At 58.3% G+C, this 15,213-nt stretch carries 13 protein-coding genes and 1 pseudogene; 10 read left to right on the forward strand and 4 right to left on the reverse strand.

The features are described from left to right. The first annotated feature begins 229 nt into the window (after positions 1 to 229). The 5 genes from NW829_RS08235 to sppA all read left to right on the forward strand — a co-directional run bounded on the left by NW829_RS08235 (position 230) and on the right by sppA (position 5,768). The gene (locus tag NW829_RS08235; protein ID WP_414355888.1) at positions 230 to 1,363 is read left to right on the forward strand and encodes a PIN/TRAM domain-containing protein; all 1,134 of its coding nucleotides are present in this window, start codon (positions 230 to 232) and stop codon (positions 1,361 to 1,363) included. A gap of 44 nt (positions 1,364 to 1,407) precedes the next feature. Then, positions 1,408 to 3,153: a sensor histidine kinase gene (locus tag NW829_RS08240; RefSeq protein ID WP_414391016.1), complete on the forward strand. Its 1,746-nt coding sequence runs from the start codon at positions 1,408 to 1,410 to the stop codon at positions 3,151 to 3,153. Between the two features lie 75 nt (positions 3,154 to 3,228). Next, positions 3,229 to 4,077: a 16S rRNA (adenine(1518)-N(6)/adenine(1519)-N(6))-dimethyltransferase RsmA gene (gene rsmA, locus NW829_RS08245; protein WP_414416852.1), complete on the forward strand. Its 849-nt coding sequence runs from the start codon at positions 3,229 to 3,231 to the stop codon at positions 4,075 to 4,077. Positions 4,078 to 4,182: 105 nt separating this feature from the next. Next, positions 4,183 to 4,887 carry a 3-oxoacyl-ACP reductase FabG gene (gene fabG / locus NW829_RS08250; RefSeq protein WP_414406646.1) on the forward strand — a complete coding sequence of 235 codons (705 nt, stop codon included), beginning with the start codon at positions 4,183 to 4,185 and terminating at the stop codon, positions 4,885 to 4,887. 74 nt (positions 4,888 to 4,961) lie between these two features. Beyond that, positions 4,962 to 5,768, forward strand: coding sequence for a signal peptide peptidase SppA (gene sppA / locus NW829_RS08255; protein ID WP_414330880.1), 807 nt, complete (start codon positions 4,962 to 4,964; stop codon positions 5,766 to 5,768). Between the two features lie 89 nt (positions 5,769 to 5,857). Here sppA and coaBC read toward each other — a convergent pair whose 3' ends face one another. Further along, on the reverse strand, positions 5,858 to 7,096 hold the full coding sequence (coaBC, locus tag NW829_RS08260) for a bifunctional phosphopantothenoylcysteine decarboxylase/phosphopantothenate--cysteine ligase CoaBC (protein ID WP_414416853.1): 1,239 nt from the start codon (positions 7,094 to 7,096) through the stop codon (positions 5,858 to 5,860). A 339-nt stretch (positions 7,097 to 7,435) separates the two neighbouring features. Here coaBC and NW829_RS08265 point away from each other — a divergent pair, with 339 nt between their 5' ends. Together NW829_RS08265 and NW829_RS08270 are read left to right on the forward strand one after the other, a co-directional pair. Then, on the forward strand, positions 7,436 to 7,804 hold the full coding sequence (locus tag NW829_RS08265) for an AbrB family transcriptional regulator (protein ID WP_011432615.1): 369 nt from the start codon (positions 7,436 to 7,438) through the stop codon (positions 7,802 to 7,804). 256 nt (positions 7,805 to 8,060) lie between these two features. Beyond that, positions 8,061 to 8,846: an Ig-like domain-containing protein gene (locus NW829_RS08270; protein WP_414414074.1), complete on the forward strand. Its 786-nt coding sequence runs from the start codon at positions 8,061 to 8,063 to the stop codon at positions 8,844 to 8,846. Positions 8,847 to 8,937: 91 nt separating this feature from the next. Here NW829_RS08270 and NW829_RS08275 read toward each other — a convergent pair. Beyond that, positions 8,938 to 9,927, reverse strand: a pseudogene (locus NW829_RS08275) (RNA-guided endonuclease InsQ/TnpB family protein); the annotation flags it as partial. 325 nt (positions 9,928 to 10,252) lie between these two features. On the opposite strand from NW829_RS08275, the gene NW829_RS08280 reads away from it, so the two are divergent. After that, positions 10,253 to 11,980, forward strand: a complete 1,728-nt coding sequence (locus NW829_RS08280; protein ID WP_414413523.1) for a helicase HerA domain-containing protein — start codon at positions 10,253 to 10,255, stop codon at positions 11,978 to 11,980. Here NW829_RS08280 and NW829_RS08285 read toward each other — a convergent pair. Continuing rightward, positions 11,887 to 12,921, reverse strand: coding sequence for a methyltransferase domain-containing protein (locus NW829_RS08285; RefSeq protein WP_414413524.1), 1,035 nt, complete (start codon positions 12,919 to 12,921; stop codon positions 11,887 to 11,889). The two genes, NW829_RS08280 and NW829_RS08285, sit on opposite strands and share 94 nt — an antisense overlap. A 92-nt stretch (positions 12,922 to 13,013) precedes the next feature. On the opposite strand from NW829_RS08285, the gene NW829_RS08290 reads away from it, so the two are divergent. Next, entirely contained in the window at positions 13,014 to 13,220 is a 207-nt protein-coding gene (locus tag NW829_RS08290) for a hypothetical protein (protein WP_414413525.1), read from the forward strand. Here the strand turns inward: NW829_RS08290 and NW829_RS08295 are convergent. Then, positions 13,199 to 14,242 carry a glucokinase gene (locus NW829_RS08295; RefSeq protein WP_011432607.1) on the reverse strand — a complete coding sequence of 348 codons (1,044 nt, stop codon included), beginning with the start codon at positions 14,240 to 14,242 and terminating at the stop codon, positions 13,199 to 13,201. The genes NW829_RS08290 and NW829_RS08295 overlap by 22 nt on opposite strands. A 152-nt stretch (positions 14,243 to 14,394) precedes the next feature. Between NW829_RS08295 and NW829_RS08300 the strand changes: the two genes are divergently transcribed. After that, positions 14,395 to 15,141, forward strand: coding sequence for a DUF3120 domain-containing protein (locus tag NW829_RS08300; RefSeq protein ID WP_414329009.1), 747 nt, complete (start codon positions 14,395 to 14,397; stop codon positions 15,139 to 15,141). The last annotated feature ends 72 nt before the right edge of the window (positions 15,142 to 15,213 follow it).

Genomic DNA, 15,213 nt, shown 5'->3' on the forward strand with positions numbered 1-15,213 from the left:
AAGCTCAGTAAATTCAGCAAAGTTCAGGGTTTTGGGGGTTAGAGGCATGCTCCACAGATCCCTCAAGCTGGCAAGGGATCGCTATGATTTCAGCATAGTCTGAATCCTTCTGGGGGAGGGCTGGCTTGGTTGTCCGGATCCCTCCAACACCAGACGACTAGAATGAGTAGGAAGCAGATTTGCCTATTCCCAGCAGCATCACCCACTCAGCAGGGCCGTCTTTTTTCTTATGCTAGACGCTTTACTGATCGCGATCTTCATGTTGGCCGGGGCTGGTCTCGGGTTTTACGGCCTGGATTTGCTCCCTCCTGCCGCCATTCAGGGGGCCAATGTGGAAGGAGCCCGTGTCGTCACCAGCGGCTTTGGCGTGCTGGCAGGACTGGCTTTGGGATCCCTGGTGCGCTGGAGCTACCGTCGCTTCGAGGCCAATGTGCGCTCCCTGCCGCCGGACGTGTTGATCAGCCGCTCGGTGGGGTTGGTGATCGGCTTGGTGATCGCCAATCTGGCCATGGCTCCTGTGTACTTGCTGCCCTTGCCTCCCCAACTCAACAGGTTCCTCGAGCCACTGGCTTCGGTCTTTTTCAGCTTGGCCTTTGCCTATCTGGGGGTCAGCCTGGCCGATACCCACGGCCCCTCGCTGCTGCGGCTGTTTAACCCCAACTATGCTTTGCAGGCAGCCCTCTGGGCGGAGGGCAATGTGGTGGCTGCCACGGCCAAGGTTTTGGACACCAGCTCCATCATCGATGGCCGAGTGGCTCAGTTAATCGAGACAGGTTTTTTGGAAGGAACCCTGGTGGTTCCTCGCTTTGTGCTGACGGAATTGCAGACCATTGCCGACAAAGCCGATGCCCAAAAACGAGAGCGGGGCCGCAAAGGTTTGGATACGCTGCAGGCTCTACGAGAGGCCTACCCCGATCGTTTCGTTATTCACGAAGCCAACTATCCAGATCTGACCACTGTCGATGAAAAGCTGGTGCGCCTCACCCAAACCGTGGGGGGAACGCTGCTTACCACCGATTACAACCTGAAGAAGGTGGCGGCTCTGCAGGGGGTCAAGGTGCTGAATGTGAATGAGTTGGCCGAGGCGCTGCGGCCCATCTATGTTGCCGGCGACAGCTTTGATATCAAGATCACCCGCGAAGGAAAAGAGCCAGGTCAAGGGGTAGGCTACTTGGAAGACGGCACCATGGTGGTGGTGGAAGAAGGGCAGCGCTCTGTGGGCAAAACCCGCTCTGTGGTTGTGACCAGCGCCATTCAAACCTCAGCAGGCCGCATGATCTTCGCCCGCCTCAACAAGGACTCTGCCCCACTAACCCGCCCGGCCTCTGATCCGGCCAGCCCGGCTTCCTCTGGAAAAACCTGAGTTTTGGCCTACGTTCCCCTAGCGCAATGGTGGCTTCATCCCAAATGGGCGCCCTCCGACCCACTCCGATGTTCTACACGCAGGATCGCCAGAGGCGCTTCTGGAGTTTTTACTGGGAAGATGCCGAGAAATATGGCATCCACCCTCAGCACATCGTGAGCGGACAGCAAATCTGGGAGGTGGCCAACGCTGGAGAGTACGAAGCCAAGCTCAACCAGGTCTTTGCAAGCGGGGATCCCCTCTCCTACGAATGTCAGGTGCTCTCGCCCCGCTACAAGTTGCATCTGCATCTTTCTCTCAACCCTGTACGGGACATGGAAGGGGAGGTGGTGGCGGTTGCGGCAGTGGGCAAGTTGCTGGGGGCTACGCCTTTTGCGTTGGCCGGAGGAACCAGCAGCCCCAACAGCCAGCCCCATGCTCTCCCGGCCGATCCGGTACAGGGGATCACGACGCAGTTGGTGCGCAACATCCGGCATTCCCTGGATATCCGGCAACTGTGCCAGCAGACCGTGGAGCAGTTGGGGCAACTGTTTGAGGTAGATCGCTGCCTGATGGCCCTCTACGAGGTGGGGCAAGACTCCCTCACGGTCAATGCCGAGTACCGCCGCCATCCTGGGGATCCCTCCCTGCTCCACCAGACCCTGAAGCTGGCAGATTACCCCCATTTGTTGCAGGCCCTCAGACAGGAAGAACCGGTGGAGGCGGGGCGACATCTGGCCATTGCCATGTCTTACCAGGGCTACGCCAACAGCCTGCTCTGGCTGGAAATGCTGGATCCGAACAGGGTTCCTGTTTGGCAGCCAAGCCACATTCAGGTACTCCAGAGCATTGCCACCTACCTGGGCGCAGCCATTGCCCACGCCATTTTGCTGGATCAAAGTCGCCAACTGGCAACCCGCTTGCAGTTAGCCAACCAAACTCTGCGTCAGAAAAATAAGGAGCTGGAGCAGGCCCGTGCCCAAGCGGAATCGGCCAACCAGCTCAAAAGCCAATTCTTGGCTAACACCTCCCACGAGCTGCGCACCCCTCTCAACGGGATCATCGGCTTTATCAAGCTGGTGCTGGACGGGATGGCCGAAAACCGCGAAGAGGAGCTGGACTTTTTGCAAGAGGCCTATCGCTCTGCCCTGCACCTGCTGGCCCTAATCAACGATGTGCTGGATATCGCCAAGATCGAGGCGGGCAAAATGCAGTTGGAGTTCCAGCCCTGCGACCTGCGAGCTTTGTTTAAGGATGTGGAGGCCAAGACTAGCCTGCAGGCCAGCCAAAAGGGCCTACAACTGAGCTTCCACCTGCCCAACACCTCGGATCAGATTTTGCTCTTGGGCGATTACCAACGCCTGTTGCAGGTGATGCTCAATTTGGTGGGGAATGCCATCAAGTTTACCCCCAAAGGCTCAGTAACCGTGCGAGCGGATATCCTGCCCGGCAATCCGGGGTTGGCCCGCATCCGCGTCATCGACACAGGGATCGGCGTGTCGCTGGAAAAGCAGCAAAAACTGTTTCAGGCCTTCACACAGGTGGATGGTTCCACCACCCGCCAATATGGAGGAACCGGCTTGGGCCTGGCCATCAGCCAACGCCTGGTGGAGGCGATGGGAGGGGAAATCAATTTCTACAGCCTGGGCGAAGGGCTGGGATCCACCGTCACCTTTACGGTGCCCCTCTACCGCAAGCCGCTCCTGAGCGGGGATCCGAACCCAGAGGCGCTCCCTGCTCAACCCGCCCGAGATAGACCTGAGGATGCGGATCCCACCTTGATTTCTGTTCCCAACTCAGTCCAGCGATGACCCACCCGGCCATTTCTCCTTCAACCGCTCTGGGTACCTCTCGGTTGCGGCGCAGCACTGCGCGAACATTCCCCCATGCCCTATCCTCGTAAACGGTTTGGTCAGCATTGGCTCAAGGATCCCGCTGTTCACGAGGCGATTGTGCGGGCTGCCCAGTTGAATGATCTAGAGGGAGACGCGGATCCCACTTGGGTGCTGGAGATCGGCCCCGGCACCGGCCAACTGACGCGGCGATTGCTGGCCCAGGGTGTCCAGGTGGTGGCGGTGGAGATCGACCGGGATCTGTGCCGACTGCTGCAAAAACGGTTCGCCGGCCAACCCCGTTTCCACCTGCTGGAGGGAGATTTTCTCCGCCTGCCGCTGCCTCCTCAACCCCGCCTGCTGGTGGCCAATATCCCCTACAACCTGACCGGCCCCATTTTGGAAAAGGTGCTCGGATCCCCGGCCCAGCCGGTTCGGCAGTTCGAGCGCATTGTCCTCCTGGTGCAAAAAGAGCTGGCCGAGCGCTTGCAGGCCGGCCCCGGCAGCAAAGCCTATGGTGCTCTGAGCTTGCGGACGCAGTATTTGGCCGATTGCGAGCTGATCTGCAGGGTGCCCCCCACCGCTTTCAAGCCCGCCCCCAAGGTGGAATCTGCCGTGATTCGCCTCACCCCCCGCCCCGCCCCCACCCCCGTCCGGGATCCCTGCTGGTTTAACCACCTCCTTCGACAGGGGTTCTCCACCCGCCGCAAGAAGCTCGTCAATGCCCTGGGAAGCTTGGTGGAGCGAGAAGCGGTTGCAGCAGCTTTGGCTCAGCTCCGCCTCAACCCCGATGCCCGCGCCGAAGAGCTGGATCTGCCCCACTGGCTGGCCTTGAGCGACCTGCTGCTGGAGAAAGCGCCCAAAAGGGCTGTTGTTCTTCAAGAGGGGCAGGAACCGGGGTAGGGTGAGAGAGGGAAGCTCAGTTGGACGAACCCAAACATCCTCTGGGGTTTTTGAAGTCCCTTCCCGATCTTGTTCTGGATCCCTTTCGTCAATGCAGGTGCATCCATGCAGGGCAACCAAGGCAAGCAAATCCTCTTGACCGGTGGCACAGGCGGGCTGGGTTTGGGGGTGGTTCCCGTGGTGCTGGCCAGCGGAGCAGAGCTGACCTTGACCTATCGACAAGAAAAAGATCTCACCATTTTGCGGGAGCGCCTGCCGGCCAATGCTCTGGATCGGGTTCGCTTTGTGCAGGTGGATTTAACAGATGAGGCGGCGGTTGCCCGCGTCATTGCCGACCTACCCCGCGTGGATGGGCTGATCCACCTGGTGGGGGGCTTTGCCATGGGCCCCACCCACGAGTACAGCTTGGCGGACTGGTATCGCGACTTCGACCTCAACCTCACCACCACATTCCTGACCTGCAAGCACAGCCTGCGCAGAATGTGGCAACAGGGCTATGGGAGGATTGTAACGGTGGGATCCCGAGGAGCGGTGGAGCCGGGCCCGCAATTGGCTGCCTACTGCGCTTCCAAAGCAGGGGTGGTGGCCCTGACCCGTACCATTGCCGCCGAAACCCAAGGCACAGACATCACAGCCAACGTCATCCTGCCCAGCATCATCGACACGCCGGCCAACCGAGCTGCCATGGGATCCGAGCAAGCCGAGCTGTGGGTCAAGCCAGAGTCCATCGGGCAGGTGATCGCCTTTTTGGTCTCAGAAGCAGCGCGGGATCTGCGAGGGGCGGTGATCCCGGTGTATGGCAACGTCTAGGCAACTGGTTGACCAAGCCATGAGCCGCCATTCATGATACAGAATATGCACTTATCCCTATCCAGTTCTTTTCCATGCTGAAGCGATTATTCTTGGGTGGTTTGCGCCGGCAAATCGGTCGCATTGAGGTGGCAGGGGCCATTGATGGCAAAACTCGCGAGCGGGTTCTCAAGGCCCTGAAAGAGGCGGAAGAAAACCATATCCCTGCCGTGGTGCTGCGCATCGATAGTCCAGGTGGGACGGTGGCCGACTCCCAAGAAATCTACAATGCCCTCTTGCGTTTGCGAGAGAAAAAGGGCACCCGTATTGTCGCCAGCTTTGGCAACATTGCCGCCTCTGGGGGGGTTTATATTGCCATGGGAGCCGAAAAAATTGTTGCCAACCCAGGAACAATCACCGGTAGCATTGGTGTGATCATTCGAGGCAACAATATCGAACGCCTCCTGGATAAGGTGGGGATTTCATTTAAGGTAATTAAGTCTGGCCCCTACAAAGATATTCTCTCGTTTGATCGCGAGCTGACCCCAGAAGAGCGAAACATCCTGCAAGAGTTGATCGACATCACCTACGGCCAGTTTGTGCAGACGGTTGCCGCTGCCCGCAAGTTAAGTTTGAATGTGGTCAAAACTTTTGCCGATGGTCGCATTTTCAGCGGAGAGCAGGCCCTCCACTTGGGTGTGGTGGATCGCTTGGGCACAGAGGAAGATGCCCGCCTTTGGGCGGCAGAGCTGGCCGGTTTGCCGACGGATGCGAAGTTCTACGACCTGCTCCCGCGGCGCAGAGGTTGGTCTCGATTTCTGCCGGCAGCAGAAGCCTTGGCCCGTCTGCAGTTTGAAGCGAGCACCTCGGGCTTGCCCCTGTGGCTTTACACAGGTTCTTGAGGCAGTTCGCGAACAGCTATTCCGGGAAGTTTAGCGTTCTGTACCGCACAGCCCCCACCCCCGGCCCCTCTTCCAGAGGGAGAGGGAGTTTAACTAAAGTAGCCCAACTCCAATTGCCGGGCCAGATCCAGCAGCCGGTGGGCCAGGGTTGGCTTGGTTGCCAATGGGATCCGCTCTGGACTTCCCTGCTGGGGGATCCAATAGCCTTGGTTGTGGCTGCTGCCAAAGCCGCTATCCGGTTGGTCGATGGGGTTGGCCACAATAGCATCCAGGCCCTTCTGGCGGAGCTTCTCTCTGGCCGGTGGCAAGGGATCCCCACTTTGGGCGGCAAAGCCGATGAGGCGCTGGCCAGGGCGTTTGTTGCGGGCCAGGGCTGCCACCAGGTCAGGGATCGGCTCCAACGGCAACATCTGGGGTAGATCGGCTTTGGGCAGCTTCCCCGCGTAAACCTGAGAGGGGCGCACATCCCCCACAGCAGCAGCCATCCACAAGAGATCCGCCTGGGGAAATTCCGCCTGCAAAGCCGCCTCCAGTTGGGCTGCCGTCTCCACCGGAATGGCCCGAATGGCGAAGGGCGCTGGATCAAAGGGGATCCCCAACGGCCCATGGACCAGCGTCACTGTCGCCCCCCGGCAGGCTGCCGCCACCGCCAGCGCCACTCCCATCCGACCACTGGCCGGGTTGCCGATAAAACGCACCGCGTCAATGGGCTCCCGTGTACCCCCCGCCGTCACCAACACCCGCTTGCCCTGCCAATCTTTTTTCCCCCCTGTCCAGAGCAAAGCCCGCACATACTCCTGCAGCGCCTCCGGCTCCAACATGCGCCCTTCCCCCACCGCATCACAGGCCAGGCGGCCACTGGCCGTCGGCAAGGCCCAAAAACGGGGATCCTGGTGTAGCCGCTGCCAATTCTCGGCCACCTTCTCCGCCTTCCACATCTGCGTATTCATAGCCGGTGCCACCGCCACCGGACACCGGGAAGCCAAAACCACATTGGTGAGCAAGTTATCCGCCAGCCCATGAGCCAACTTGCCCAAGGTGTTGGCCGACAAGGGTGCAATGAGGAGAGCCTCCGCCCATTCCCCCAACTCGATGTGCAGCGGTCGTCCTCGTGTTGCTTGCCAAAAGGCGGCATCCGTAAAAGCCGGCTGGCGGGACAAGGTGGCAAAAGTCAAAGGAGAAATAAAATGTTCCGCAGCTTTTGTCAAAACCACCTTGAGCTCTGCTCCCTGCTGCACCAGAGCAGACACCAAAGCTGCCGTTTTGTAAGCAGCAATCCCCCCGCTCACCCCAATGAGGAGACGCCGCCCCGACCAAAAGGGATCCATATTGAGTGACACGCAAACAGCCTTGTTTCCAGTTTCCCTGCTTTTGCTCAATTCCGGCGGCAAAGCGGGGATCCCTCGCCCAAAGATACTTTGACTTGGACGGATGACCCTGTCGAGAATAGGGCCTGAGAGCCTATCATTCCCCATTTCAGCCAAAGTCTCCCCCATAGGTTCTGGCCTTCAGAGGGAATTCCCCACTGCTGTTTTGCGCAACCAGCCCTCAGATCCCATTGCAGTCGCTCACTCATTCCCTCTAATTAAGAAGAGTTGGATCAAACTCTATTGCAATCGCTGTTTGTTTCTGGCTACACTAACAGTTGTCCCTAAAACCATCTTGATATGGCTACAACCAGTAAACCAAAACCACTCACTGGCCAAGAGCTCCTCGACAAGGTAACTTCAATGGGAAATGCGGATCGCAAGGAAAAAGCTCGCGCCTGTGGTTATGTCACCTACACCAAGAATGGTCAGGAGCGAGTGAATCTGATGCAGTTTAACAACGCCCTGTTGAAGGCCGTTGGCGTGGATCTCGGCGCTAGTGACGAAAATGGATCCCGTGGCCGCGCTCCTACCTTCCGGGTTTCGGTTCATAAGAATGGCAACCTCCTGATTGGAGCTGCCTACACCAAGAAGATGGGCCTCAAGCCCGGAGATGAGTTCGAGATCAAGCTGGGCCACCATAACATCAAGCTGGAGCGGGTCAACTGATTTGCTGTCTCCCTGGATGCTTTTCCCTGCTGGTGAGTTCATCTCAGCTTGGGTAAAGCCTTTGGTATTCCTTTCGGCCTCTAGGGGCTTGGGAGCAGCGACCTCTTCCCTTCGCTCCGGTGCTCATTGTCTTTCTACTTTTCAGAACAAGGGATCCTCATGATCCGCTGGGGATCCCTGGCAGTTTGTACCTCATCAATGGCTGAAGTGTGGGTAAGTTCGCTATTCTGACAACAGTTAAATTGGGTCTGCGGCAATGAACGCTCCGACTGTGCCAAATGTCTTTCGCCATTGGCGGCGGTGGCGAACTTGGGCGGGGCTGTTGTTGTTGGCAGCAGCGTTCTTTGTCATCGAGTCTCATCGGCAAGTTTGGCCTCAGTCGAATGCTTCTCAAAGTCAGGCATTTTTGGAGTGGGTGTCTTCCCAGCCTACCCCCGAACAGCAGGATGTTTTTGTGGATGGAGTCATTCGGCTGCAATTCAATCGGCCACTGGATCCCAATCTACAACGTCTGGCGGTTCAGTTGGATCCGCCGGCAGCGGTTATTTTTGATGTGCAGGGAGACGAGTTGTTGCTTAAGCCTCGGGATCCCTTGCGCTTTAGCACCCGTTACACCCTCACGCTTTCTCCCCAAGAGGGGCTGCCCCTCGAGCAGGCCATTCAGCTGAGTTTTCGCACCGAACCGCAATTTACCTACGAACGGGATGTCAAACCGCTGCTAGAAGCCAGTTGTGTGGGTTGCCATCAGCCGGCAGGACGGCAGCGCACCCAGTTGCTGGACAGTTATGAGGCCACGATGGCCTATGTCAGGCCCGGGGATCCCAATAGCGAGTTGATCAATCCCCGGTGGACGAGCCGCCACGCCTACATCCTCAACGCCATTAACCGCTCCGAAAGACTTAAACAACATTGGACAAAAGTGGACTTTCGACCAGCGTTGATGCTTTCTTCCTGCTTCTACGACCCTTGCCTAGCTGGGCTTGCAACCCAACCCCGGCAGCGGGATCTCCACAGGCGTGACTTCCCCCCAAGCTGGGGGTAGTTGAGGGTAGATACACCTCAAAATACCACCCCACCAAGTTAATCGCTGCGTTGAGATCCCGGTCTTTCTCTAAACCGCAACTCTCACAACGAAACACCCGCTGGTGCAGCGGCATCTGCTGTTTATGCTGGCAACAAGAACACAGCTGGCTGGACGGATAAAACCTATCCGCCACTACCACCTGACAGCTGTAGAGCCTAGCTTTATACTCTAGCTGTCGCCTGAACTCATAGAAACTACACTCGGCTAGACTACTAGCTAACTTGTGGTTCTTGAGCATCCCCGAGACGTTCAGGTCCTCTATAATTACCACCCGATACCTCTTAGCTAGATAGGTAGTAAGCTTGTGTAGGTTGTCCCGACGAATATCAACTACTCTCTTGTGGAGTCTTGCCACCTTCTTAACTGCCTTCCGCCGGTTTTGCGACCCCTTAACTTTCCTGGACAACCGCCTTTGCAACCTCCTCAGCCGCTTCCTAGCCTTACAATAGGGCTTGGGGTTGCCAAAAGTCCCCCCGTCAGAACACGTGGCTAGATTGTTAACTCCTAGGTCAACCCCAACAACGTCCCCTTCCTTCTCCAGCTCCCCTGGCTCAGGCGCCTCATACTTGAAGGAAATGAACCAACGGTGGGCCCGCCGGCTGATAACAACATTCTTGGGCACAACCGCAGGCAAGACCTCGTAACAAGCTAACCAGCCGAAAATCGGAACCTTGATTTTGTTGCCGGAAATTCTAATCCCACCTTCTAGGTAAAAGCTGTCCAGCTTCCCCTTCTTCTTGAATACTGGAAATCTAGACTTCCCAGCACGCCACCTCTTAATTGCTCTCTCCAGATTCCTAAGAGCTTCCTGCGGGGCACACTTAGAAACCTGATAGTACCAAGGATTAGCCCTCTTCACCTCGGCTACAAGTTTCTTGTGCAGATCAACTGCCGTGGGAATCTTCCGCTTCTCTGCCACAGCTTGCTTACAAAGCTCCAGTCCCCAGTTGTAAGCGTGCCGAGCAACCCCAGCGTGCTGCGCCGCCAGTGTCCTTTGCTTGTTATTCAGTCTTAACTCCGTCTTGAATCCTAATAACAAAGTATGACCTCTAGTTCAGCACTAAACCTATTGCTGTTCCCTTTGGAGCTACAAATTGGGGCATACTGAATATATATAATGTTATAATGTACACTACATTCAGTCGAGACTAGAGTTCAGCTCAACCGCCCCCAAGCTCGCGGCGACTCCCCAGAGATTGCTTACATTCAGGCCCGCGGGCTGCCCCTGTCCCGTCTGGGCTTTTGGACGCCGGAGGAAGTGGAGATCGTCCGCACCTGGATTGTGCAGGATGGCGCCTCCCGCACCAGCGCCCGCTTACAGATGGGCAACTGAATAAGGCATCTGGAACCCAAGCCTCACCGCCATGACCCCTCCTCAACCTTTGGCTACCGTGATTCAGGGATCCCTGAGTCGAGGGCTGGAAGCTCGCCTCAATCCCGGTGTCTCGGTAGAAGACTTGCGGGTGGGCAAATTCGTGGTGATCCAGGGGCAGCGCAACCGCTTCTTTGGCCTGCTTACTGACGTTACCCTAGAAACCAGCAACCCCCAAATTCTGGTCAATCCCCCCCGCCCGGAAGAGACCTTGCTGCAGGAGGTGCTGGCCGGTACCGGTACCTACGGCATTATTGCCCTCACCCCGATGCTGATGTTGGTGCCGCGGCAGACGGAAGGGGAAAGGCTGTATCCCCTGGTCAATCCCGAACGGCCAGAAGCGTTGGCAGCTCCCCTCGGCCAAGAACCCCCTTCCGCTGGCGCCATGGAGCTGCTGCCCGTGAAAACAGTGCCCGCCCATTTTTCGCAAGTGTATGAGGCACGGGAACTGGACTTTCGCACCGTCTTCGGCTGGGAAGACGACCCGGAGCGGCGCAACTTTGCTATCGGCCAGCCCCTCGACATGGCTGTGCCCATCTGTTTGGACTTGGATCGCTGGGTGGAGCGCAGCAACGGCATTTTCGGCAAATCGGGCACCGGCAAGTCCTTTCTAGCCCGCCTGATCCTGGCCGGCATCATCCGCAAACGGGCAGCGGTGAACTTGATCTTTGACATGCACTCCGAGTACGGCTGGGAGGCGGCCAGCGAAGACAAACACGCCAGCACCGTCAAGGGCTTGCGGCAGCTCTTTCCCGGTCAGGTACAGATCTATACCCTGGATCCCGATTCCACCCGGCGGCGAGGGGTGCGGGATGCGCAGGAGCTCTTCATCGCCTACAACCAGATCGAGGTGGAGGATCTGGCCCTGTTGGCAGAGGAGCTGAACCTATCGGAAGCCAGCCTGGAAAACGCCATCATCCTGCGCAACGAGTTTGGCCGCGACTGGATCAGCCGCCTCTTGAGCCTTTCCAACGCCGAGATCCAAGAGTTTTGCGAACAGAAAATGGGCAACAAAGCCTCGATGATGGCCCTGCAGCGCAAGCTCACCCGCCTTGACAACCTCAAGTACATCCGCAGCACCCTGCCCCACAACTACATCGGCCAGATTTTGGATGCCCTCAGCCGCGGCATTCACGTGGTTATCGAGTTTGGATCCCAGTCCAACCTGCTCTCCTACATGTTGGCGGCCAACGTCATCACCCGCCGCATTCACCAGGCCTACGTACATCAGACGGAGCGGTACTTGCAATCCAAAAATCCCCTCGACCGGCCCCGTCAACTGTGCATCACCATCGAGGAGGCCCACCGCTTTCTAAATCCGCGGGCGGCCAAGCAGACCATCTTCGGCACCATTGCCCGCGAGATGCGCAAGTACTTTGTCACGCTGCTGGTGGTGGATCAGCGCCCTTCCCGCATCGACAGCGAGGTGATGTCGCAGTTGGGCACTCGCATCACGGCGCTGCTCAACGACGACCAAGATATCGAGGCGGTGTTCACAGGGGTGGCGGGTAGCCAGAACCTGAAAACGGTGTTGGCCAAGCTGGATTCCAAACAACAGGCCCTCCTTCTCGGCCACGCCGTGCCTATGCCGGTGGTGGTGCAAACCCGCTCCTACGACCAAAGGTTCTACGCCGAGATCGCCGACCCCGACTGGTCGCAGGCCGAAGATGCGGAGGTGCTCCTGGCCGCCCAACAGGCTAAGTCCGAGCTGGGGCTGTGAGCACAAGCTGCCCGCACCGCTCGGAACATGCCAAAGCGACACAGCCCTGTGCCGAAAGCCAGCCGCATCAGCAAAAAGGTGGGTACCTCCCGCAAGGACTTCACCAAGCCGACCAAGCCAAACCTGAGAAAGCCCTCAGGGCGGACAACACCCTGCCAGATGGAATCCAGCCAAGAGGGAAGGGTCTCCTGAGTCCAGTCGGCGGTTTCTACCCGTCCCGCCACCAGGCCAGTAGCCTCCAACTGCTCGGCAAAGCCTTCGATGCTGGAGAAGGAAGGGTGTGACCATTGATCCAACAGTTGCCGCATCACCAGCCGCTCCCAAAAGTTCAGGGGCTTTTGCCGGTCGTCCCGCTGGTTCCAGTCGGCCACCACCAGGATCCCCCCTGGCTTCAACACCCGCAGCATCTCTTGGGCATAGCGGGCCTTGTCCGGCATGTGAGGCCCTGCCTCAATGGACCACACCACATCGAAGCTGGCATCGGGGAAGGGCAGGTCGAGGGCATCTGCCACCTGAAACTGGACAGGCAGATCAGGGGGGGTGAGCTCCTGGGCCCGCTTCACCTGCTGAGGACTGATGGTGATACCGGTTACAACAAAGCCGTAGTCACGGGCCAAGATGCGGCAGCTCCCACCAATGCCGCAGCCCACATCCAACACGGTTGTCCCTGCAGGCAGTCGATCCAACCCGCCCCAGCGCACCATCTCGTGAACAAAGTCGTGCTTGGCCTGCAGAAAATCTTTTCGTTGGGGAGGAGAGCCGTAGTGGCCTAGGTGAATGTGTTCGCCCCAGTAAAACTCTAGGATCCCATCCCGAGTCCACTCGTCGTAAGACTTGGCCACAGAGGCGGGAGACTCGTATTTGCGAGCGGTCAACAGATAGGCTGCCAAGCCCACGGCCAGCAGCACAGCTATGCCCAAAGCCCAAAAGATTGGATTCATCGGATCAACCATGAAGTTTCTATGAAGTCCCTCTGCGTGGTGGCAATCATTGTCGGTTGGATAGCGCAGCCCCAGGCGGAGTGCTTTCCGGTATGGGGCCAGCCAAGCAAAGGCGCAATCCCATCTTGCCCCATCTGCTGGCTCAAGATGGAGTCTGGGGCAAAGGACGGCTGGGCGAGATTTTCCAGCACGATTCCAGCATCCGTTGGGGTCGCTGCCATCACCTGCTGGATGGGGTGTTCCAGGGGTGGCAACCTCAACAGCAGCGGCTGCTCCTTCACAAAAGGTTGGCGGCGTAGCGAGCAGCTCCCCTCAGCCCCACCTGCGCGTTCACCACCACCTGCACCGACAGTTGCTCCAGGAGAGGACGCATCCGCCCTTTGTCCAAAAACGAGGACAAAAACTCCCCTTGATGCAGTAGGCGCAAGAGCTTGGGCGCGATCCCCCCGGCGATGAACAGGCCCCCGCGCGGCAACAGGTGTAGGGCAAAGTTCCCGACTGCAGCCCCGTACAGGCTGATGAAAAGCCGCAGACACTCCACCGCCAGGGGATCCCGTGCTTCCATGGCAGCATTGGCAATTTGGGCTGCCGGGTCAATATGCTTAGCTCCCTTTTCCCAAGCCTCAATTTGGGCCAGCAGCTGTTCTTCTCCTGAGCCCCACTGGCTATCCCGCAAAAATTGATAAATGGCAACGATCCCCTGCCCCGAGACCACCCGCTCGGTGGAGACACGTCCGTGCCGTTTTTGCAAATACCTCAATAGCTCCCACTCCAGAGGGGTGCGCGGGGAAAAGTCCACGTGACCGCCCTCGCTGGCATGAACTTGGTAACCCCCTTCTCCCCAGGTAAGGTAAGCCTGCCCCAAACCCGTGCCTGCTCCCATCACGCCAATCGGAGCCCGCGGTTGACGCTCACCCACTTGCAAGGTGTCCAGATCCTGGTCGCCGAGGGCAAGCACGCCATACCCCACAGCGCTGAAGTCGTTGATCAAGGCTACGCGCGGGATCCCCAGCTCTGCGGCCAATTGGCTCGACTGCAGATCCCAGGGCAAGTTGGTCACTTTGGCAGTCTGTCCCTCAGACCCTGAGCCCCTTGTTTCCATGACGGGGCCGGCCACTGCAAAACAGGCGGCAGCAGGCTGTGGATCTCGCCCCAGCTCCCGCCGAGCCTGGGCCAGAAACTCTCCCACCATTGGGGCGAGGTTGGCGTAATCTTGGCTGGCATAGCGGCAGTGGTAAAGGCTGTGCTCGGGATCCTCGGCATTGACAAGGCTGAGGCTGGTTTTGGTGCCCCCGATGTCTCCTGCCAACAACAAGTCCATACGGTTTCCTCCGGCCAGCACCTCCTTCCCACCCTGACATCTCTGGAGAGAGAATGCCAGGCCCCCAAGGCTTCCCCGCTCCTGCTGGGGAGAAGAGGGAAGGGCAAAGAAGGTGCTATGTTAACTGATGTAAAGGTTTTTAATATTGCATTTTGTCTTCTACACCTTTTTTACCCCCTCTCCAAGATGAGCCTCTGCTGTCCTCTGAGCGTTTGGCCGGGCTGGATCCCCGCCCTCTCTCGGCTCAAAGGCGTTTTCGATCCCACCATGCCATTGGGGGAGTGGCAGCTCTGCTCGTGAGTCTGCCCGTTTTTGTGCAAGCGCCCCTGGTGCGGTATGCCCCTTGGGTCAGCTTGGTGATGTCTTTGGGCTGGCTGGGCCTTAGCTTGCATCTCTACTCCCAGCCCCGTACCCGCCTGTGGGGAGATTTGCTGTACGGCTTTACCCTGACTTGGCTGGCAGGATCCCTGTATTGGGGATGGCTGCGCTTTGAGCCTCTTTGGCACATGCCCATGGAAGCCTTGGGGATCCCGATTGTCTGGTGGGGGACACGGCGACGGTTTGCCCGCATCGGTACCTGGTTTTATCTCGGCTCCCTGTGGGGTACGGCGGTTACAGATCTCTACATTCACTCGGTGGGGCTGCTGCCTGAGTGGCGGCAGGCGATGCAGTTTGACCGGTTGGAGCAGGCGGTTGTCCCTTTTAGGGCGGCCCTCGACAAAATGGCTACCCCCTGGGGCCTGGGTTGGGGCATCGGCTTGGGCCTTCTGTTGCTGGGTGTTGGATTGTGGAGAGTCCAGGGATCCCGCCGCTTGCACCATTGGGCATTTGCGGGAGCAGTGCTGAATACCCTGTTGGTGGATGGGCTATTTGGCTGGGGGGCAGCTCTGCTGCGGTGAGCTGGGACATCCCCATAACTGATACATTTACGCTGAACACTGCTGAACATCACTGTTCAACTATGCAGCGAT

Source organism: Synechococcus sp. R55.8, assembly GCF_047461895.1.
Classification (GTDB): Bacteria; Cyanobacteriota; Cyanobacteriia; order Thermostichales; family Thermostichaceae; genus Thermostichus.